17 protein-coding genes are annotated in these 20979 nt (G+C 72.2%); 14 read left to right on the top strand and 3 right to left on the bottom strand.

The window, feature by feature from the left end; translation table 11 throughout:
- The first annotated feature begins 134 nt into the window (after positions 1-134).
- Positions 135-890 carry a bifunctional 1-(5-phosphoribosyl)-5-((5-phosphoribosylamino)methylideneamino)imidazole-4-carboxamide isomerase/phosphoribosylanthranilate isomerase PriA gene (gene priA, locus ACILSK_RS08525; RefSeq protein ID WP_395726724.1) on the top strand — a complete coding sequence of 252 codons (756 nt, stop codon included), beginning with the start codon at positions 135-137 and terminating at the stop codon, positions 888-890.
- Between the two features lies 1 nt (position 891).
- Positions 892-1281, top strand: coding sequence for a Rid family hydrolase (locus ACILSK_RS08520; protein WP_395726723.1), 390 nt, complete (start codon positions 892-894; stop codon positions 1279-1281).
- Positions 1282-1456: 175 nt separating this feature from the next.
- On the opposite strand, the gene ACILSK_RS08515 is transcribed toward ACILSK_RS08520, so the two are convergent.
- Together ACILSK_RS08515 and ACILSK_RS08510 are read right to left on the bottom strand one after the other, a co-directional pair.
- Entirely contained in the window at positions 1457-1927 is a 471-nt protein-coding gene (locus ACILSK_RS08515) for a hypothetical protein (protein WP_395726722.1), read from the bottom strand.
- A gap of 79 nt (positions 1928-2006) precedes the next feature.
- Entirely contained in the window at positions 2007-2642 is a 636-nt protein-coding gene (locus ACILSK_RS08510; RefSeq protein ID WP_395726721.1) for a hypothetical protein, read from the bottom strand.
- Positions 2643-2770: 128 nt separating this feature from the next.
- On the opposite strand from ACILSK_RS08510, the gene hisF reads away from it, so the two are divergent.
- The 3 genes from hisF to ACILSK_RS08495 all read left to right on the top strand — a co-directional run bounded on the left by hisF (position 2771) and on the right by ACILSK_RS08495 (position 4333).
- Positions 2771-3565, top strand: coding sequence for an imidazole glycerol phosphate synthase subunit HisF (gene hisF / locus ACILSK_RS08505; RefSeq protein WP_395726720.1), 795 nt, complete (start codon positions 2771-2773; stop codon positions 3563-3565).
- Positions 3562-3945: a phosphoribosyl-AMP cyclohydrolase gene (gene hisI / locus ACILSK_RS08500; RefSeq protein ID WP_395726719.1), complete on the top strand. Its 384-nt coding sequence runs from the start codon at positions 3562-3564 to the stop codon at positions 3943-3945. Before hisF ends, hisI begins: the two co-directional genes overlap by 4 nt.
- A gap of 145 nt (positions 3946-4090) precedes the next feature.
- Entirely contained in the window at positions 4091-4333 is a 243-nt protein-coding gene (locus ACILSK_RS08495) for a hypothetical protein (RefSeq protein WP_395726718.1), read from the top strand.
- Here ACILSK_RS08495 and ACILSK_RS08490 read toward each other — a convergent pair.
- Entirely contained in the window at positions 4321-5511 is a 1191-nt protein-coding gene (locus ACILSK_RS08490; protein WP_395726717.1) for a MalY/PatB family protein, read from the bottom strand. The genes ACILSK_RS08495 and ACILSK_RS08490 overlap by 13 nt on opposite strands.
- Positions 5512-5576: 65 nt before the next feature.
- Here ACILSK_RS08490 and ACILSK_RS08485 point away from each other — a divergent pair, with 65 nt between their 5' ends.
- The 9 genes from ACILSK_RS08485 (at position 5577) to ACILSK_RS08445 (ending at position 20842) form a co-directional block, all read left to right on the top strand.
- On the top strand, positions 5577-7181 hold the full coding sequence (locus ACILSK_RS08485; RefSeq protein WP_395726716.1) for an anthranilate synthase component I: 1605 nt from the start codon (positions 5577-5579) through the stop codon (positions 7179-7181).
- Positions 7174-7872 carry a Trp biosynthesis-associated membrane protein gene (locus ACILSK_RS08480; RefSeq protein ID WP_395726715.1) on the top strand — a complete coding sequence of 233 codons (699 nt, stop codon included), beginning with the start codon at positions 7174-7176 and terminating at the stop codon, positions 7870-7872. Before ACILSK_RS08485 ends, ACILSK_RS08480 begins: the two co-directional genes overlap by 8 nt.
- 117 nt (positions 7873-7989) lie before the next feature.
- Complete coding sequence (gene trpC, locus ACILSK_RS08475; protein WP_395726714.1) at positions 7990-8799, top strand: indole-3-glycerol phosphate synthase TrpC; 810 nt, start codon at positions 7990-7992, stop codon at positions 8797-8799.
- Between the two features lie 56 nt (positions 8800-8855).
- A complete protein-coding gene (gene trpB, locus ACILSK_RS08470) occupies positions 8856-10151 on the top strand; it encodes a tryptophan synthase subunit beta (protein WP_395726713.1) in 1296 nt (431 codons plus the stop codon).
- Complete coding sequence (trpA, locus tag ACILSK_RS08465; RefSeq protein ID WP_395726712.1) at positions 10148-10993, top strand: tryptophan synthase subunit alpha; 846 nt, start codon at positions 10148-10150, stop codon at positions 10991-10993. The genes trpB and trpA overlap by 4 nt, the downstream gene beginning before the upstream one ends.
- Positions 10994-11100: 107 nt before the next feature.
- Positions 11101-12138 carry a prolipoprotein diacylglyceryl transferase gene (gene lgt / locus ACILSK_RS08460; protein WP_395726711.1) on the top strand — a complete coding sequence of 346 codons (1038 nt, stop codon included), beginning with the start codon at positions 11101-11103 and terminating at the stop codon, positions 12136-12138.
- 90 nt (positions 12139-12228) lie between these two features.
- Positions 12229-14298 carry a hypothetical protein gene (locus tag ACILSK_RS08455; protein ID WP_395726710.1) on the top strand — a complete coding sequence of 690 codons (2070 nt, stop codon included), beginning with the start codon at positions 12229-12231 and terminating at the stop codon, positions 14296-14298.
- A gap of 504 nt (positions 14299-14802) precedes the next feature.
- On the top strand, positions 14803-19386 hold the full coding sequence (gene gltB / locus ACILSK_RS08450) for a glutamate synthase large subunit (protein WP_395726709.1): 4584 nt from the start codon (positions 14803-14805) through the stop codon (positions 19384-19386).
- Entirely contained in the window at positions 19379-20842 is a 1464-nt protein-coding gene (locus ACILSK_RS08445) for a glutamate synthase subunit beta (RefSeq protein ID WP_395726708.1), read from the top strand. The genes gltB and ACILSK_RS08445 overlap by 8 nt, the downstream gene beginning before the upstream one ends.
- Positions 20843-20979 lie beyond the last annotated feature (137 nt).

The raw sequence follows: 20979 nt of genomic DNA, 5'->3' as shown, positions 1-20979 counted from the left end.
CGCGCCGGCCGCGCTGGCCGCGCCGGCCGCGCTGGCCGCGCCGGCCCGGGCCGCTGGTGCCGGGTTGCCCGACCCGTCGCCCTCCGGTGCCGGCTGGCGCCTCACCACTGCCCTGCCCACTATGGTTGGTCGCCGTGATCGTCCCTCAGCGCCCGAGCCAGCCCGGCCACTTCGAACTCCTGCCCGCCGTCGACGTCGCCGACGGCCAGGCCGTCCGCCTCGTCCAGGGGCGGGCCGGCAGCGAGACCCACTACGGCGCGCCGTTGGACGCGGCCCTGGCCTGGCAGGCCGACGGCGCCGAGTGGATCCATCTGGTCGACCTCGACGCGGCGTTCGGGCGTGGCTCGAACGCGGCTCTGCTGGCCGAGGTGGTCGGCAGACTCGACATCAAGGTGGAGTTGTCCGGCGGCATCCGCGACGACGAGTCCCTGGCGGCGGCGCTGGCCACCGGCTGCACGCGGGTCAACATCGGCACCGCCGCCCTGGAGCAGCCCGACTGGTGCGCGTCGGCCATCGCGCGGTACGGGGACAAGGTCGCGGTCGGCCTCGACGTGCGCGGCACCACCCTGGCCGCCCGCGGGTGGACCCAGGACGGCGGCGACCTGTGGGCGGCGCTGACCCGGCTCGACGCCCAGGGCTGCGCCCGGTACGTCGTCACCGACGTGACCAAGGACGGGACCCTGCGCGGGCCCAACCTGGATCTGCTCCGGGAGGTGTGCGCGGCGACCGCGGCGCCCGTGGTCGCCTCGGGCGGGGTCTCCTCGCTGGACGATCTGGTGGCGCTCGCCGGGCTGGCGCCGATCGGCGTCGAGGGGTCGATCGTCGGCAAGGCGCTGTACGCGGGGGCCTTCACCCTGCCCGAGGCGCTGGCCGCCGTCGCCGCCGGCTGACGTGTCCGGCATCGGTGTTCGGCGCGGTTCGGTCGGGCCGGGGCAGGACTGGTACGGCTACTCGGAGGTCGTCCGGGTCGGCCCGCTGGCGGTCACCGCCGGCTGCACGGCGGCCGTGGACGGGGTCGTCCAGGCTCCCGACGATGCCGCCGGGCAGGCCCGGATCGCCTTCCGGGCCGGGCTCGCGGCGCTGGCCGAGGTCGGGCTGGGGCCCGAACACGTCATCGGCACCCGGGTGTTCGTCGTCGACCGCGCCGACGCGATGGCGGTGGGCACGGTGCACGGCGAGGTGTTCGGTGACGTCCGGCCCGCCGCGACGATGGTCGTGGTCGCCGGCCTGGTGGATCCGGCCGCGCTGGTCGAGGTCGAGTTCACCGCCTGGGCCGGCTGACCCGTGGGCGGCGGCGGACTCTCCCTCGATCGGTCGGTCGTGACCGGGTCGGCCGGTCGGTTCCGGGTCGGATCGTCGGGCTGGTTGCGCGGATGAAATCGGCAACGACTGTCCCACGGGTCACATTTGGGGTCATTTGAGCCGCGCCGGCCTAGTTGATCCGCGCGGGAGGGGGTCAGCGGATCACGAACGACGCGTGGTACATCCCCCAGGGGCTGGGCACGGTCATGCTCCAGCCGATCCGGATCGCGGCGTCGAACATCTGGAAGGCCAGCGTGAACGGGTCCGGGAAGGCGGGAGTCCGCGGCCGCAGCGTCTGCCCGGGGGGCACCATCTCGTGCACCTTGGCCAGCACCGCGGACGCGTCCGGGTCACCCTGCTGGGCCCAGGCGTGCACGACGCGCAGCTTGACCGAGTTGAGCACGACGTCGTCGTCGGCATCCGGCGGCAGCCGGAACGTCTGACCGCCCTGTTGAATCCAGTACCGGCCGCCGGCCTCGTGCAGCAGCACGGCCCCGCGGCCGCTCGGGTGCGCCGGGTCGACACCGGCCGCCACGACCGTGCCCAGGCCGGGCCGGTACTCGAGGGTGGACGGCACGTTGTCGGCGCGCAGGCGCCGGTGGATCTCGCCGAGTGGTCCGGACATGCCTCCAGCGTAGGTGGGAATCCGGCGGGAATGCCGCAGGTGAGCATCGCCGGTGGTGATCATCTGCGATGACCGCGGGCTACGGCAGGGCCGCGAGCACCGGCTTGACCAGCGCTTCGGCCGGGGCCTGGGTCAGCTCGTCCCCGTTGACCTGCACCACGTAGTGGCCCTTCACGGCATACAGCGTGTTGTCGTTGTCCCACAACGCCTTGTCGCCGAGGCCCGAGATGTCGGTCACGGCGCCGGTGTGCACCGCCGACCAGGTGTCGCCGCTCTCGTCCGGCAGGATCGTGACGTTCAGGCCGGGCACCGTCGCGTCGGCGTTGTCGTAGGCGCAGCCGTACAGGCCATCGGACGAGGTCGCGGTGCCCTGGGTGTACGGCTGCCCGGACAGCTGGGCGGCCAGGGCGAACGGCAGGATCGTGCAGACGTCGAACGCGCCGGCCGCGGTTGCGCCGTCGGCGCCCGTCGCCGACACGACCGCCGAGGAGATCGCCGACCGGGCCGAGGACGCCGCGCCGGCGGCGGCGGACACCGCCGAGGACGCCCCCCCGCTCGCTACCGACGTGGCCGACGAGAGCGTCGAGGCGGCCGAACCGAGCGGGGCCGCGGTCGTCGTGGCCGCGGCGCCACCGCTGCCGGACGAGGAACCGCAGGCCGAAACGGTCAGCACGACCGCGACGAGCACTGCGGCACCGGCAGGTCGAACCCTCATGACGCCCTCCCGACGAATCGACCCCGGATGGGGGCCCGGGCCCTGGTGGCCGAGCCGCACGCTAGACCTATTTATCGTGGCTAAGAATGGTGACGGCATGGGGGTTGGGCCTACGTACCCTGTGAGCCATGTCCGTCGCTGTTCGTGTCATCCCCTGCCTTGACGTGTCCGAAGGTCGCGTCGTGAAGGGCGTCAACTTCGTCGACCTGGTCGACGCCGGCGACCCCGTCGAGTTGGCCCACCGGTACGACCGGGAGGGTGCCGACGAGCTGACCTTCCTGGACATCACCGCGACCAGCGACAACCGCCGCTCGGCCTACGACATGATCCGCCGCACCGCCGAGCAGGTGTTCATCCCGCTCACGGTGGGTGGTGGGGTGCGGACCGTGGCGGACATCGATGCGTTGCTGCGGGCCGGCGCGGACAAGGTCTCGGTGAACTCGGCCGCGGTGGCCCGGCCGGAATTCCTCGCCGAGGCAGCCGCTCGCTTCGGTTCGCAGTGCGTCGTCATCGCCGTCGACGCCCGCCGGATCCAGGACCCGGCCCTGCGCTGCCCGTCCGGGTACGAGGTGACCACCCACGGCGGACGCCGGGGAACCGGCATCGACGCCGTCGAGTGGGCGCGGCGGGCCGAGGAGGCCGGGGCCGGCGAGATCCTGCTCACCTCGATGGATGCCGACGGCACCAAGAACGGTTTCGACACGGACATGCTGACGGCCATTCGCGCGGCGGTCGGCGTGCCATTGATCGCGTCCGGCGGGGCGGGTTCGCTGGATCATTTCCCGGAGGCCATCGCCGCGGGTGCGGATGCGGTGCTAGCGGCCTCCGTCTTTCATTTCGGCGAATTGCGCATCGATGCCGTGAAGGAGCAATTGGAACAGTCCGGGTATCCGGTGCGGCGGGTGCGGCAGGGGGCGTCGTGAGCACCGGCGATCCGGCCGATCAGGCCGATCCGACCTCCCTGACCGATCCGGCCCGGGGACTGAAGTACAACGCCGACGGCCTGGTCTGCGCCGTCGTCCAGCAGTACGACACCCGTGAGGTGCTGATGGTCGCCTGGATGGACGCCGAGGCGCTGCGCCGCACGGTGCGCACGGGCGCCGGCACCTACTGGTCCCGGTCCCGGCAGGAGTACTGGGTCAAGGGCGCGACGTCGGGCCACACCCAGCGGGTGCTCGAGGTGCGCCGCGACTGCGACGGGGACGCAGTCCTGGTGCTGGTGGACCAGACCGACGGGGCCTGTCACACCGGCGACCGGACGTGTTTCGACGCCGGATTGATCGCTCGAATGGCGTCCGGCTGATCGTGACCGATTGTCACGAATAGTAGACGATCATTTCACGGAATCGGCGGATGCAATTCATCCGGCAGATATGTCAGGATGGATCATGGTGACTGACGATGCGAGATCGAACGTTATTTCCCGGCCGGTCGGAGAATTCGGTCCGGTGTTTCGGAAATTTCTCGTCCGATTGCTGGCTGCCCTGCTGGTGGCCGGCCTGCTGTTGACCCTGGCGGTGCTGATCGGCGGCGGCCTCTGGTCCTACGTCTGCGCCGGCGGCGCCTTCGTCATCCTGTGGTTGATCGGGATGGACGCGACCATCCGGCGCGGTGAGTTCGTCCGCCGGGCCGGCCCGCTGCCGATCCGGCGGGACCGGAAGGACGGCTCGTCCGCGCATCAGGCGAGCTGACCCAACCGGCCGGCCGTCTCGATCAGCAACGGGTGCGGCATCGCCAGGTTGACCCGCAGGAAGCCGGGCATGCCGCAGGCGGTGCCGTCGACGCCGAACACGCCGACCCGCTCACCCACCGTCGCCGGATCGGCCGGCACGCCCCGCAGATCCAGCCACCCTAGGTAGGTGCCCTCGAGCGGGAACAGGTGCGCGGCAGGCAGCGACCGGGCCAGTTCCGCGGCGAACAGGTCCCGGCCGGCGGCCAAGTAGGCGACACAGGCGGCCAGATGCCCCGCCCCGCCGGTGTAGGCGGCGATGGTGCCCACCGCCCCAAGGGGGGTGACCCCACCGCCGTGCTTGGTGAAGGGATCGAGCCGCTCCCACGCCTCCCGGGCGGAGTCGGAGGTCAGGATGAGCTGACCGCAGCCGAGTCCGGGAATGTTCCAGCCCTTCGATGCGGATGTGCCGCCGATGGTATGCGCGGCGGTCGCGGCGGACAGCGCGGCGTACGGCCGGTGGGTGAACCCGGGCATGGTCAGCGGCGCGTGGATCTCGTCCGCGAAGACGATTGCCTCGGCGGCGTCGATCACGTCGGCGACCGCCAGCAACTCGTCGTCGGTGAACACCCGACCGGTCGGGTTGTGCGGGTTGGTCAGCACGAAGACCGCGCCCGGGGTGAGCGCGGCGGCGATCGCCGGCAGGTCGAACTCGTACCGGCCGCCCCGACCGGCACCGCCGGCGTCGTCGCGGACGATCCGCATCGGCACGGTCCGCAGCTCGCGGCCGGCCGTCGCCGGCACGGTGAGGAACGGCATGTAGGCCGGCACCGGCAGCACGACGGGGGCCCGCGGGTCGGTCAGGTGCTCGAGCACGATGCGAAACCCGGTGACCACCGACGCCACCGGGTGGACGTCGGCCGGGTCGACCCGCCAGCCGTACCGCGCCTGCCAGCCGGCGGTGGCGTCGGCGACCCCGGCGGCCAGCGCGGGCGGCAGGTACCCGGTGAGCCCGCGGTCGACGGCGTCGTGCAGGGCGGTCGTGATCGCCGGCGCCAGCGGGAGGTCCATCTCGGCCACCCCGGCGCCGATCGCGCCGGCCGGGACCGAGGTCCACTTGAGCCCGCCGCGGGCCCGCAGGTGCTCCTTGGTCTGCGCGTCGGTCCAGGCGGCGATGTCGAGGGCGGGCTCCGCGTTCACCGGCCCACCGTACGACGTGACCGCGGGCCATCCGGTGGTCGGCGGCCGGCTGGCCGCCCGGCAGAATGGGCCGCATGTCGGTGACCACCCCCGCGACCACCCCCGCGCCGACCCCGCCGCGGTCGGCCGGGGCGGCCCCCGCGCTCGGTGAGATCAGCCCCACCCGAGCGGAGTTCCGCGAACTCGCCCGCGACCGCCGGGTGATCCCGGTGACCCGCCGGTTGCTCGCCGACGCCATCACCCCGGTGGGCCTGTACCTGACGTTGTGCGGGGATCGGCCCGGAACTTTCCTGCTGGAGTCGGCGGAGAACGGCCGGTCCTGGTCGCGCTGGTCGTTCGTCGGCGTGCAGGCCCCCGCCGTCCTGAGCGAGCGTGACGGCGATGCCACCTGGCTCGGCTCCCCGCCGGCCGGATTGCCGCCCACCGGCGACCCGCTCCGCGTGCTCGACGAGTCGCTGCGCTTCCTGCATACCGAGCCGCTGTCCGGGCTGCCGCCGTTGACCGGGGGCATGGTCGGCTACCTCGGGTACGACGTCGTCCGGCGCTGGGAACGCATTGGGGGGCAGTCGGCCGCCGCCTCCGTCGCGGACCCGCCTATCCCGGAGCTGGTGATGATGCTGGCCACCGACCTGGCCGCGCTGGACCATCACGAGGGCACGGTCACGCTGATCGCCAACGCGGTCAACTGGGACGGCACGGACGAACGGGTCGACGAGACCTACGACGACGCCGTCGGACGGCTGCACGGGATGAGCCGGGCGCTGGCGCAGCCGCGAACGGTGCCGGCGGCGTACTTCGCCGCGCGCACCCCCGACGTCACCCGGCGGATGAACTCGGTCGACTACCAGGCCAAGGTGGACATCGCCAAGGAGCACATCCGGGCCGGGGACGCGTTCCAGATCGTGCTGTCCCAGCGCTTCGACGTGCCCACCGAGGCCGACCCGCTGGAGATCTACCGGGTGCTGCGGGCCACCAACCCGAGCCCGTACATGTACCTGCTGCGGCTGCCCACGCCCGACGGCGAGCCGATCGCCGTCGTCGGGTCATCCCCGGAGGCCCTGGTCACCGTGCGGGAGGGGCTGGTCACCATGCACCCGATCGCCGGCACCCGGCCGCGCGGGCACACCGAGGAGGACGACGTCCTGCTGGCCAAGGACCTGCTCGCCGACGAGAAGGAACGCAGCGAGCACGTCATGCTCGTCGACCTCGGCCGCAACGACCTGGGCCGGGTGTGCGCGCCCGGCACGGTCAAGGTGGTCGACTTCTTCACCATCGAGCGGTACAGCCATGTCATGCACATCGTGTCGACGGTGACCGGGCAGCTCGCCGCCGGTCGCACCGCGTACGACGCCCTGGCCGCCTGCTTCCCGGCCGGCACCCTGTCCGGGGCGCCCAAGCCGCGCGCGATGCAGATCATCGACGAGCTGGAGCCGCTGCGCCGGGGCGTGTACGGGGGAGTGGTCGGATACCTCGACTTCGCCGGGGACGCCGACACCGCGATCACCATCCGGACCGCCCTGATCGCCGATGGCGTCGCCTACGTGCAGGCCGGCGCCGGGGTGGTCGCCGACTCGGTGCCGGCCAACGAGGACGCCGAGTGTCGCAACAAGGCCGCCGCGGTGATCGCCGCGGTCGGTGCGGCGGCCACCCTGCGGGCCGTCGGTGACTGAGTCGCGGGCCCGGCGGACCACGGCCGTGGTGGCCGGGCTGGTGCTCGCCGGGGCGGCGGGGTGTGCCGGGGCCGCGGCGATGACCTGGTGGACCGCCGAGTACGTCGATCCGCTGACGGGTCCGCTGACCCTGACCGCGTCGGGCGCCGCCTGCCTGCCCGAGCTGGTGCCGGTCGCCCTCATCGGGCTGGCCGGGTTCGGCGCCACCCTGGCCACCCAGGGCTGGCTACGCCGGGCCGTCGGGGCGATCCTGCTGCTCGGGGGATTGCTGGTGGCCGTCCGCGCCGGCGCCGCGATGACCCAGGCCCCGGCCGTGCTGACCGGATCCCTGGTGCGGCCGGCGGATCCGGCCGGACCGGCCCTGCTGCACCCGGCGGGGCCACTGCTGGCGCTGGCCGGCGGCGTCCTGGTCGCGCTGGCCGGCGCCCTGATCGCCGCCGGGTTGGGCGGTCGGCGCCGGCTGGGCGCGCGGTACGACGCCCCGACGGCGGCCGCGGCGACCCCCATGACCCCGGCGGCCCCGGCGAATGGGGCGAATGCGGCGAGTCCGGCGGCCGGGACCGGCACCGCGGGAACCGGTGAAGGCGCACCCGGGTCGACCGACGTCGGCGACTGGTGGAAGGCTCTGGACGCGGGCGCCGACCCGACCGTGGCACATGGCTCCGACTCGGGCGGCTACCATGACCGATGAGAACGCGCCACACAGGACCGGCGACGCAAGTGTGATGTTGATGGCATGGAGAAGGCGATCTACTCAGTTTTCTCAGGGATTTTCTCAGGGATCGAGTCCCGACAAGGAGACCTTCGCGTGAACGTGCTGGACGGGATCCTGGTAGGCGTTCGGGAGGATCTCGCGGCGCGGGAGGCGCGCGTTCCGTTGGCCGACGTCAAGGCGATGGCCCGGTCGGCGCCACCGCCGCGGCCGGTCCTCCCGGTGCTGCTCGAGCCCGGCGTCGGGGTGATCGCCGAGGTCAAGCGGGCGAGCCCGTCCAAGGGCGCCCTGGCCGCCATCGCCGATCCGGCGGCGCTCGCCCGGACCTACGCCGAGGCCGGCGCCCGGGTGATCTCGGTGCTCACCGAACAGCGCCGGTTCAACGGCAGCCTGGCCGACCTGGATGCCGTCCGGGCCGAGGTGGACATCCCGGTGCTGCGCAAGGACTTCATCGTGGGCCCATACCAGGTACACGAGGCGCGGGCGCACGGCGCCGACCTGGTGCTGCTCATCGTCGCCGCCCTCGACCAGAACGTGCTGCACGGCCTGCTGGAACGGGTCGAGTCCCTCGGCATGACCGCCCTGGTGGAGATCCACACCGAGGCCGAGGCCGACCGGGCGCTCGCCGCCGGGGCAAAGGTGATCGGCGTCAATGCCCGCGACCTGACCACCCTGCAGATCGACCGGGACGTGTTCGCCCGGATCGCGCCGGGGCTACCCTCGGACGTCGTCACCGTCGCCGAATCGGGGGTGCGGGGTCCGTCGGACCTGCTGGCCTACGCCGGCGCCGGCGCCGATGCCGTCCTGGTCGGCGAGGGGCTGGTCACCAGCGGGGACCCGCGGGCGGCCCTGGCCGACCTGGTCACCGCCGGGTCGCACCCGTCCTGTCCCCGCCCGTCCCGCTGAGCGGGCCCGGCCCGAGCGCCGAGCCGGTCGAGCAACGCCGTCTGGAGTAAGCAAAAGTGAGTGTGCCCGCGCGAGCGGCCGACGATGTGTCGCGTCCGCTGCCTCGTCCGCTGCCTCGCCCGTCAGAGGGGCTCGCCGGCACCGACCACGATCCCGATGACCGCGGCTACTTCGGCACCATGGGCGGCCGGTGGCTGCCCGAGGCACTGGTCGGGGCGCTGGACGAGGTCGCCGACCACTACCGCAAGGCCCGCCGGGACCCCGACTTCCTGGCCACGCTGGACGACCTGGCCGCCAACTACGCCGGCCGGCCCAGCCCGCTGAGCGACGCGCCGCGGCTGACCGCCGAGATCGGCGGCGCGCGGATCCTGCTCAAGCGCGAGGACCTCAACCACACCGGCAGCCACAAGATCAACAACGTGCTCGGCCAGGCTCTGCTGGCCCAGCGGATGGGCAAGACCCGGCTGATCGCCGAGACCGGCGCCGGCCAGCACGGCGTGGCCACCGCGACCGCGGCCGCGTTGCTGGGCATGGACTGCTGCATCTACATGGGCCGGGTGGACACTGAACGGCAGGCGCTGAACGTGGCCCGGATGCGGCTGCTGGGCGCCGAGGTCGTCGCGGTCGATTCCGGCTCGGCCACCCTCAAGGACGCGATCAACGAGGCCTTCCGGGACTGGGTGGCGACCGTCGACCACACCTTCTACCTGTTCGGAACCGTCGCCGGGCCGCACCCGTTCCCGGTGATCGTCCGCGACTTCCAGCGGATCATCGGCCTGGAGGCTCGCGCCCAGGTGCTCGACCGGACCGGGCGGCTGCCCGACGCGGTCGCCGCCTGCGTCGGTGGCGGGTCCAACGCGATGGGCATCTTCCATGCGTTCCTGGACGATGCGGACGTGCGGCTGATCGGCCTGGAGGCCGGCGGCGACGGCATCGAGACCGGCCGGCACGCCTCCACCATCAGTGGCGGCTCGGTCGGCGTGCTGCATGGCGCCCGCTCGTACCTGCTGCAGGACTCCGACGGCCAGATCATCGAGTCGCACTCGATCTCGGCCGGCCTGGACTACCCGGGCGTCGGCCCCGAACACTCGCACCTGGCCGAGATCGGCCGGGCCGAGTACCGGTCCATCACCGACACCCGGGCGATGGACGCGTTCGCGCTGCTCACCCGCACGGAGGGGATCATCCCGGCGATCGAATCCGCGCACGCGGTGGCCGGCGCGGTCGACCTGGCCAAGGAGATCGGGCCCGACGGGATCGTGCTGGTCAACATCTCCGGGCGCGGCGACAAGGACATGGAGACCGCCATGAACTGGTTCAAGCTGGGCGAGCCGACCGGGGCCGTCAGGTGACCATCCTGTCCGACATGTTCGCCGGCCTGCGGGCCGAGAACCGGGCCGCGCTGGTGGGGTACCTGCCGGCCGGCTACCCCGACCTGGCCGCCTCGAAGGATCTATTTGCCGCGATCGCGGAGGGTGGACCGGCCGGCGGCTGCGACCTCGTGGAGGTCGGACTGCCGTTCTCCGACCCGGTGCTGGACGGTCCGGTCATCCAGCACGCCGCCGGGCAGGCGCTGGCCAACGGCTTCCGGGTCCGCGACACCTTCGACATCGTCGGCTCGGTGGCGAGCCGCGGCGGCCGCGCCGTCGTCATGACGTACTTCAACCCAGTGCTCGCCTACGGCGTCGACGCCTTCGCCCGGGACCTGGCCGCGGCCGGTGGCGCGGGGGTCATCACCCCCGACCTGATCGTCGACGAGGCCGGGCCCTGGCTGGAGGCGCTGCACGCGCACGACCTGGACCCGATCTTCCTGGTCGCCCCGTCGTCCTCGGTGGAACGGATCGCGCTGACCACGGCCGCCGGCGGCGGTTTCGTGTACGCCGCGTCGGTGATGGGGGTGACCGGCGCCCGGGACCAGGTCTCCACTGCCGCCCCCGAGCTGGTCGCCCGCTGCCGCACCGTCACCGACCTGCCGATCGGCGTCGGCCTGGGGGTGCGAACGGGCGACCAGGCCCGGCAGATCGCCGAGTACGCCGACGCAGTGATCGTCGGCTCGGCCTTCCTCGGCGCCTACGCCGACGGCGGCCGGGAGGCGGCCCGGAAGCTGGCCGGGGAGCTCGCCGCCGGGATCCGGTCGGCCGACCGCACCGCCGCCACCCCCCGACGCGACCCCTCTCCCGCGCGGATCAACTAGGCCGGCGCGGATCAACTTCGACGGAATGTGACTGCTGTGACGCAAGTCGACGACTTCATCCGCGCGGACCGGATCGGCCCGCGCGACCCGGGTGCGGCGGGGCCGTCATGACCACCTATCTGGCCGCGATCCCGTCGCCGCCGCAGGGTGTCTGGTACGTCGGTCCGGTCGCCCTGCGCGCCTACGCCATCTTCATCATCATCGGCATCGTCGTCGGCGTCTGGTGGGGCAACAAGCGGTTCGTGGCCCGCGGCGGCCGACCCGGGCGGATCACCGATATTGCCGTCTGGGCGGTGCCGTTCGGCATCGTCGGCGGCCGGCTCTACCACGTGATCACCGACCACCAGCTCTACTTCGGCGAGGGCCGCAACCCCTGGAACGCGTTTGCCATCTGGAACGGCGGCCTGGGCATCTGGGGTGCCATCGCCCTCGGTGGGGTGGGTGCGTGGATCGGCTGCCGTCGCTACCAGGTCCCGTTGTCGTCCGTCGCGGATTCGCTCGCCCCGGGCATCGTCGTCGCGCAGGCCATCGGCCGGCTCGGCAACTACTTCAACCAGGAGCTGTTCGGCGCGCCCACGACGATGCCGTGGGGCCTGGAGGTGTACGTCCGGACGCCGGGCGGGGCGGCTGGGGTGATTCCCGTCAACGGCAACTGCGAATTCCCGACCGAGTACGTCAAGGCGACCCCGGAACTGTTGTGCGGCACCTACCAGCCGACGTTCCTCTACGAACTGCTGTGGTGCCTGGGCGTCGCCGCGTTCATCGTGTGGGCCGACAAGCGGTGGCAGCTTGGCGGGGGACGGGTGTTCGCGTTGTACGTGGCCGGCTACACGCTCGGCCGGGGGTGGATCGAGATGCTGCGGATCGACCCGGCCAATCACATCCTGGGCCTGCGGATCAACGTGTTCACGTCGGTCATCGTGTTCCTGGGTGCGGTGGTGTTCCTGGTCCTGCGGCGGCACGTCGGGCGGGAGGATCCCGCACTGGTCTGGGGTCCGGACCGCACGGGCGACCGGCCCGACGGTGCGACCGTCGACCCGTCCGCGGAAACCGACGGATCGGACGAACCGACCGGCGGCCCGGAGGGGCAGCCGGCGGCGCGGACGGCCGACGAACCGGCCGAACGAGGGCCGTCCAGCCCCTGATTGGGGAACCGTCAGCCGGGTATTTCCGGTTCCGTCCCGATTCTCTGTCTCGATGACCGATCCAACGCGGATCGAGACAGGGGTGCAACCATGGGACGAGCCAAGCCGTCGACCCGGATCAGTGACGATCGGCGACGGGAGGTCGACCTGGCGCACGCCGTCGACACGGCCCTGACCCGGCTGGACGTGGTCGAGGCGATTCCGATCGGCCCCGACGCCGCCGCGGACGACGCGGCGATCGAGGCATTCGTCGGCGGGCTCGACGCCCCCGTCGAGGTCAACGTCGCCGCAAACGTAAACGGGAACGGGTCGGGCGGCGGCGAGCGGGCCGCGGCCCTGCCGGTTCCGCCGATCAGACTGAACCTGGTCACCCTCGACGGGATCGAGGTCACCCAGGCGGTGCAGGACATCGGGCACTCGGTCCCGCTGGTGGCCGGCAAGGCCACCATCGTTCGGGTCTATCTCAAGTTCCCGGCGCCGGTCGAGGTCCGGGGCGAGCTGCAGGCGGCTCGATCCGCTACCGGGCCGTGGACCCCGATCCCCTCGATCGGCCCGGCCCAACTGGACCCGGCCCGGGCCGGCGGCACCCTGGCGCAGCTTCGATCGCGCCGCGCCGACCTGCGGTTCAGCCTGAATTTCCGGCTGCCCGCCACGCTCACCGGACCGGGCCCGGTGTTCCTGCGGATGTCCGCCGTCCGTCGGACGACGGGCACCCCGTTGCCCTCGGTTGCCGGGATCCAGGTTCGCTCGGTGACCTTCGCCCGCCCCGCCACCCTGCGCGTCCGCCTGGTGCGGATGATCTACACGATGGCCGGCCGGACGTTCCAGCCGACCGCCACGGACGCGTCGCTGTTCGGGTCATGGCTGGGCCGGGCCTACCCGACCGACCGGCTGCTGCTGAGCACCGGCACCGCCACCGCCAACCCGTCGGCACCGTTCGACGCCGCCCAGATCAACGCGCAGCTGATCGCCCTGCGGGCCGTCGACGTCGGCACGGGCACCGACCCCCGCACGCACTACTACGGCATGGTGTCCGACGGCGGCTTCTTCATGCGCGGGTTGGCCTCCGGCATCCCACAGACCCCGGCGCCGGGCACGGTCGCGTCCGGCCCGACCGGATCGAGCACGTTCGGGTGGGACAACGACGGTTCGTACGGCGACTGGTACGGCGGGCACGAGTTGGGACACACGTTCGGCCGGTTCCATGCCGAATTCTGCGGCGCCATCGGTGGCGCCCCGTACCCGTTCCCGAACGGGCAGCTGTCCGGACCCGACGAGGCGTTCGTCGGCATCGACGTCGGCGATCCCGCGCTGGGTCTGCCGCTGAAGCTGATGGGCAGCGTGGCCGCCCACGACGTGATGACCTATTGCAACAGCCAGTGGCTCAGCTCGTTCACCTATGGCGCCATCTACCAACGCCTGGTGGCCGAGAATGCCCTGGCGGCGGGCGCCGGAGCGGAAGGCATGGCGATGGTGCAGGACAGGGATTCGGTGCCGGCGGCGGTGGGAGACGCACGGCCGGCCGGGATCCGGATCATCGGGTCGGTGAACCTCACCGGTGCGGCCGGGTCGATCAGCGCAGTCCTGCCCGCGGCCCCGGGCGTCGCCGGCGCCGCGGACGAGCCCGGCGACGCGGTGCCGGCCGGTCCGGACGGGCATCAGCTGTCGATCCGCCTGCTCGACGCCGACGGTGAGCCGATCGACGAACGGCCCGCGGCGTTCCTGCCGAGCAGTTGCGAGGACCCGGACCAGGACGTCACCGGCGTGCTCGACTCCGTCGTGCCGGTGCCGTCCGGTGCGTCCGCGGTCGAGGTGCTGCTGGACGGCGCGGTGCTCGATCGCCGGCCGATCGGTGGGCCGGTCAGCCGGACCGCCGATCTGCGCCCCGGGGTCGCCGACGCCGGACCCACGCCGGACGGCGGGCGGCAGTTGTCCTGGGAGGTGCCCGATGCCCCCGCCGGCCAGCGGTACGCCGTCCAGCTCAGCGACGACGGCGGCGCCAGCTGGCGCACCGTGGCGGTCGACCTGGCCCGACCGGAGGTGCGGCTGGCCGCCGACGAGCTGGCCGGACCCGCCGGGGAGCCGCTGCTGGCCCGGCTGCTGGCCGTCACCGGCCTGTCCGGTGCGGTGCTGTCCACCGACCCGGTGACCCCGGGCTGAGCTCGACCGCAGCCCGACCCACCCCAACCCGGCCCAACCCGGCCCCGACCGGCCGCGTCCAGCCAGGACGCGGCCGGTCCTGTGTGACGGCCGGGTTACCAGCAGATCCGGGGCCGATCACGGGTCGGCACGGCCCGGTTTTCGATTAACAACCGCCGGGACCCGTGGGGTACTTTGGCACCGACTGGGCCATCGCCGTCCCGGTGTCCCCGTGATCAGGACATGTGCGTGGGCAACGGAGGCGAACGGCGGCGATCCCGCCCTACCCGCCGATGTCCCGCAGGGGCCCGGTGGCCGGCCACAACCGCCGCAGACGGCCCGTTTTCGCACCCCGATCGGCCCGCTCGCCGCAGCCCGATCGGATCGGTGTGGTCCCGCGTCCGCTGGACCACACCCCGCAGGGCCCGCACTGACGCAGTAGTGCTCCACACCGGCTGTTCCAGCCATGCTCACCGCCCCGGCCGCCGCCGGCGCGGTCGCCTTGTCGACGACGGGAGGTCTGCCGTGCGCTACTCGGCAACACCCGCCCCTCAGGGGCTGTACGACCCGCAACACGAACGTGACGCCTGCGGCGTGGCCGCGGTTGCGGACATCAAGGGCCGACGCAGCCATTCCATCGTGAGCAGCGGCGTCACCGCGCTGATCAACCTCGACCACCGGGGCGCCGCGGGTGCCGATCCGGCCGTCGGTGACGGCGCGGGCATCCTCATCCAGGTTCCCGACGAGTTGTTCCGCGACGACGTCGACTTCGCGCTGCCGGTCAGCCCCGACCCCCGGCACGGTCAGGCGTACGTCGCCGGCATCGCGATGCTGCCGGTCGACCCGGCCGAGCGGGCCCGGGCCAAGGCGATCGTCAACCGGGTGCTCGGCGGCGAGAACCTGACCCTGCTGGGCTGGCGCCCCGTGCCGGTGAACCCGATCGGCGCGGGCGTCGGGCAGATGGCGCTGGACGTCATGCCGGTCTTCGAGCAGCTGTTCGTCGCCGGCCCGGTCGGCGAGGACGGTCAGCTGCCGTACGGCATCGAACTGGACCGGATGGTCTACCCGGCGCGCAAGCGGATCGAGCACGAGTCGCAGGCCGAGATCGGCGGGGACGGGATCTACTTCCCCTCGCTGTCCAGCCGGACAATCACCTACAAGGGCATGCTCACCACCGAGCAACTCCCCGCGTTCTACCCCGACATCACCGACACCCGGACCATGAGCGCGATCGCGATCGTGCACTCCCGGTTCTCCACCAACACGTTTCCCGCGTGGCCGCTGGCCCACCCGTTCCGCTACCTGGCGCACAACGGCGAGATCAACACCGTCCGCGGCAACCGGAACCGGATGCGCGCCCGCGAGGCCATGCTCTCGTCGAAGCTGATCCCGGGCGACCTGTCCCGGGCGTTCCCGATCGTCACCCCGGGTGCCGCGTCGGACTCGGCCTCGCTGGACGAGGTCCTCGAGCTGCTGCACCTGGGCGGCCGCAGCCTGCCGCACGCGGTGATGATGATGATCCCGGAGGCGTGGGAGAACAACGCCACCATGGATCCGCAGATCCGCGGGTTCGCCGAGTTCCACGCCTCCCTGATCGAACCGTGGGACGGCCCGGCGTGTGTCACCTTCACCGACGGCACGCTGCTCGGCGCGGTCCTGGACCGCAACGGCCTGCGCCCCGGGCGCTGGTGGCTGACCAGCGACGACACCGTGGTGCTCGCCTCGGAGGCCGGCGTGTTGCCGATCCCGCCGGAGAAGGTCATCGAACGCGGCCGGCTGCAGCCGGGCCGGATGTTCCTGGTCGACACCGACCAGGGGAAGATCCTCAACGACACCGACGTCAAGACCGCGCTGGCCGCCGAACAGCCGTACCGCGACTGGGTGCACGCCGGGTTGATGCGGCTGACCGAACTGCCGCCGCGCGAGCACGTCACCGTCTCGCACCGCAGCGTGCTGACCCGGCAGCGCATCTTCGGGTACACCGAGGAAGAGCTGCGGGTCATCATCACCCCGATGGCCGCGACCAGCGCCGAGGGCATCGGCTCGATGGGCACGGACACGCCCGAGGCGGTGCTGTCCGAGCGGCCGCGGCTGATCTTCGACTACTTCACCCAGCTGTTCGCCCAGGTCACCAACCCGCCGCTGGACGCCATCCGGGAGGCCGTGGTCACCTCGCTGTCCTCGGTGATCGGACCGGAGGCGAACCTGCTGGAGCCGGGCCCGTGGTCCTGCCGCCAGGTGGTGCTGCCGTTCCCGGTGCTGGACAACGACGACCTGGCCAAGCTGATGGGGATGAACGCCGACGGCAACCTGCCCGGCTTCGCCTCCGCCACCATCTCCGGCCTGTACGACGTGCACGGCGGCGGGGCGGCGCTGGAGGAGGCCATCGAGCGATGTCGCTTGGAGACCGACGAGGCGATCGCCCGCGGCGCGCGGGTGATCATGCTCTCCGACCGGCATTCCACCGCGGACCGGGCGCCGATCCCGTCGTTGCTGCTGACCTCCGCGGTGCACCAGCACCTGGTCCGGCAGAAGTCCCGGACCAAGGTCGCCCTGGTCGTCGAGTCGGGTGACGCCCGCGAGGTCCACCACATCGCGCTGCTGCTCGGGTACGGCGCCGGCGCGGTCAACCCGTACCTGGTGATCGAGACGGCCGAGGACCTGTCCCGGCACGGCCTGCTCGGCGACGTGACCCCGGAGAAGGCGGTCAAGAACATCGTGTACGCCCTGGGCAAGGGTGTGCTCAAGGTGATGAGCAAGATGGGCATCTCCACCGTGGGCTCGTACCGGGCCGCGCAGGTGTTCGCCGTCTTCGGCATCAACCAGGACGTGCTGGACGAGTACTTCACCGGCAGCACCACCCGCACCGGGGGCAGCGGCCTGGAGACCATCGCCTCGGACGTGGCTCGTCGCCACAGCCTGGCCTTCGTGCCCAACCCGCAGACCCTGGAGCACCGGGGCCTGGAGATCGGCGGCCAGTACCAGTGGCGCCGCGAGGGCGAGATCCACCTGTTCAACCCGGAGACGGTGTACCTGCTGCAGCACTCCACCCGGAGCAAGCAGCAGAAGGTCTTCCGCCGCTACGCCGAGACCGTGGACAACCTGACCAAGCAGGGCGGCACGCTGCGCGGCCTGTTCGAGCTGCGCACCGCCGACGCCACGCCGGTGCCGTTGGCCGAGGTGGAGCCGGCCAGCGAGATCGTCAAGCGGTTCGTCACCGGCGCGATGTCCTACGGGTCGATCTCCATCGAGGCGCACCAGACGCTGGCCATCGCGATGAACCGGCTCGGCGGCAAGTCGAACACCGGGGAGGGTGGGGAGGACGTCGACCGGCTGCTCGACCCGGTCCGCCGCTCGGCGATCAAGCAGGTCGCCTCCGGCCGGTTCGGCGTGACCAGCCCGTACCTGGTGAACGCCGCCGAGATCCAGATCAAGATGGCGCAGGGCGCCAAGCCCGGCGAGGGTGGCCAGCTGCCCGGCAGCAAGGTCTACCCGTGGATCGCGCAGACCCGGCACGCCACCGCGGGCGTCGGGCTGATCTCGCCGCCGCCGCACCACGACATCTACTCGATCGAGGACCTCAAGCAGCTCATCCACGACCTGCGCAACGCCAACCCGGCGGCCGACGTGTCGGTCAAGCTGGTCTCCGAGCCGGGCGTCGGCACCGTGGCCGCCGGCGTCACCAAGGCGCATGCGGACAAGGTGATCGTCGCCGGCTACGACGGCGGCACCGGGGCCGCGCCGCTGACCTCGCTCAAGCACGCCGGTCAGCCGTGGGAGCTGGGCGTGGCCGAGACGCAGCAGACGCTGCGGATCAACCAGCTGCGCGAGCAGGTGCGGCTGCAGGTCGACGGTGGCCTGCGCACCCCGCGGGACGTCGTCATCGCCATGCTGCTGGGCGGCGAGGAGTTCGGCTTCTCCACCGCGCCGCTGGTCGTCGCCGGCTGCGTGATGATGCGGGTCTGCCACCTGGACACCTGCCCGGTGGGCATCGCCACCCAGAACCCGGTGCTGCGCGACCGGTACACCGGCACGCCGGAATTCGTCGAGACGTTCTTCCTCTACGTCGCCGAGATGGTCCGGGAGTACCTGGCCGCGCTCGGCTTCCGGACGGTGAACGAGGCCGTCGGGCACGCCGAGATGATCGACATCTCGGCGGCGGTGGAGCACCACCGGGCCCGCGGCCTGGACCTGACGCCGCTGCTGGAGATCCCGCAGGTGGCCAGCGAGTACTACTGCACCAAGCCGGCCCAGCACGACCTGTCCAAGACCCTGGACGCCGAGCTGATCAAGCAGGCCCAGCCGGCCCTGCAGGACGCCCGGGGGGTCCGGATCCACCTGCCCGTCCGCAACGTCGACCGCACCGCCGGAACCATGCTGGGCTCCGAGGTCACCCGGGTGTTCGGCCCGGAGGGTCTGCCCGACCACACCATCGAGGTCAACCTGACCGGCACCGCCGGCCAGTCGCTGGGCGCGTTCCTGCCCCGGGGTGTGTCGATCGACCTGCTCGGGGACGCCAACGACTACGTCGGCAAGGGTCTGTCCGGCGGCCGGATCGTGGTCCGGCCCGACGAGAGCTCGCCGTCCCAGGCGCCCGGGGTGAAGGCCCAGGTGATCGCCGGCAACACGATCGGCTACGGCGCCACCTCCGGGGAGCTCTTCCTGCGCGGCCGGGTCGGCGAGCGGTTCGCCGTCCGCAACTCGGGCGCGCTGATGGTGGTCGAGGGCACCGGCGACCATGCCTGCGAGTACATGACGGGCGGCCGGGTGGTCATCCTGGGCCGGACCGGACGCAACGTCGGCGCCGGGATGAGCGGCGGCATCGCCTACCTGCTCGACCCGGAACCGGCCAAGGTCAACCCGGAGTTGGTCGACCTGGAGGCGCTGGAGACCGATGAGGTGGCCTGGCTCGGTGAGGTGATCGGCTCGCACGCCAAACTCACCGGGTCCCGGATCGCGGCAGCCCTGCTCGCCGACTGGCCGATCGCGGCCGTCCGGTTCTCCCGGGTGATGCCACGCGACTACCGGCGGGTGCTCGCGCTGCGCGCCGAGGCCGCCGCGCTGGGCGTGAACGCCGACGAGATGATCATGGAGGCCAGTCGTGGCTGATCCCAGCGGTTTCCTCAAGCACACCCGCGGCGGACCGGTCCGCCGGCCCATTCCGCTGCGACTGCGCGACTGGGGCGAGGTGTACGAGCCCTACGACGAGCAGTCCACCCGGAATCAGGCCGCCCGCTGTATGGACTGCGGGATTCCGTTCTGTCACCAGGGCTGCCCGCTGGGCAACATCATCCCGGAATGGAACGACCTGGTCCGCACGGGCAAATGGGCCGAGGCCTCCGATCGGTTGCACGCGACCAACAACTTCCCGGAGTTCACCGGGCGGCTGTGCCCGGCGCCCTGCGAGGGGGCCTGCGTGCTGGGCATCGCCGACGACCCGGTCTCGATCAAGCTCGTCGAACAGGAGATCGCCGACCACGCGATCGCCGAAGGGTACGGGCTGGAGCCGCGGCCGGCCGAGCTGTCCACCGGCCGGACCGTCGCCGTGGTCGGCTCCGGGCCGGCCGGCCTGGCGGCGGCCCAGCAGCTGGCCCGGGCCGGCCACGCGGTCACCGTCTTCGAGCGGGACCGGCGCATCGGCGGGCTCATGCGGTACGGCATCCCCGAGTTCAAGATGGCCCGGGATGTGCTGGACCGCCGGCTGGCCCAGATGGAGGCCGAGGGCGTGACGTTCGTCGCCGGCTGCACCGTGGGCGGGGACGGCGCCACCGACATCGCCGTGGAGAAGCTGCAGTCCGACTTCGACGCCACGATCATTGCCACCGGGTCGACCATTCCCCGGGAGCTGACCGTGGACGGCCGGGATCTGGACGGCGTCCACCTGGCCATGCCGTACCTGATCCAGCAGAACGAGGTGTGCGAGGGCACCCGGGACGCGGTGGCGGTCTCCGCCGAGGGCAAGAAGGTGGTGATCATCGGCGGCGGCGACACGGGCGCCGACTGCTACGGCACCGCGTTGCGGCAGAACGCCGAGTCGGTGACCCAGCTGGACATCCACGTCATGCCGCCGCCCACCCGCGACCTGTCCACGCCGTGGCCGACCTACCCGCTGATGCTGCGGATCTCGGCCGCGCACGAGGAGGGCGGCGAGCGGGTCTTCGGCGTCAACTCGACCTCGATCGAGGGCAAGGACGGCAAGGTCACCGGCCTGAACCTGGTGGAGGGCAAGCGGATCCCCGGCGGGTTCATCCCCACCGAGGGCACCGAGTTCCACATCGACGCCGACATGATCCTGATCGCGCTGGGTTTCGTCGGCCCGGAGCGGCCGGGACTGCTGGACGAGCTGGGCGTCGAGATCTCCGCCCGGGGCACCATCGTCCGGGACGCGAACTACATGACCTCGGTGCCCGGCGTGTTCGTCGCCGGCGACGCCGGACGCGGGCAGTCGCTGATCGTCTGGGCGATCGCCGAGGGCCGGTCCGCCGCCGCCGGGGTGGATGCCTACCTCGCCGGCAACACGTTCCTGCCCGACCCGCTGGAGCCCACCGCCGTCGCCCTGCGCTAGCCGTCCGTCCAGCCGGCCGTCCGGCTGGCCCCCATTTCAAGTTGATCATGGCGTTCTCTGCTCGACACGCCGGCGACACGCCGGCCGACGAGCAGAGAACGCCATGATCATTTCGGGGTGGGCGACGGGTGGCCGGC

It is taken from the genome of Nakamurella sp. (genome assembly GCF_044224575.1).
Lineage (GTDB): Bacteria > Actinomycetota > Actinomycetes > Mycobacteriales > Nakamurellaceae > Nakamurella.
The sequence above is the reverse complement of the archived record's forward strand: the minus strand, read 5'-3'. Positions and strand labels throughout refer to the sequence as shown.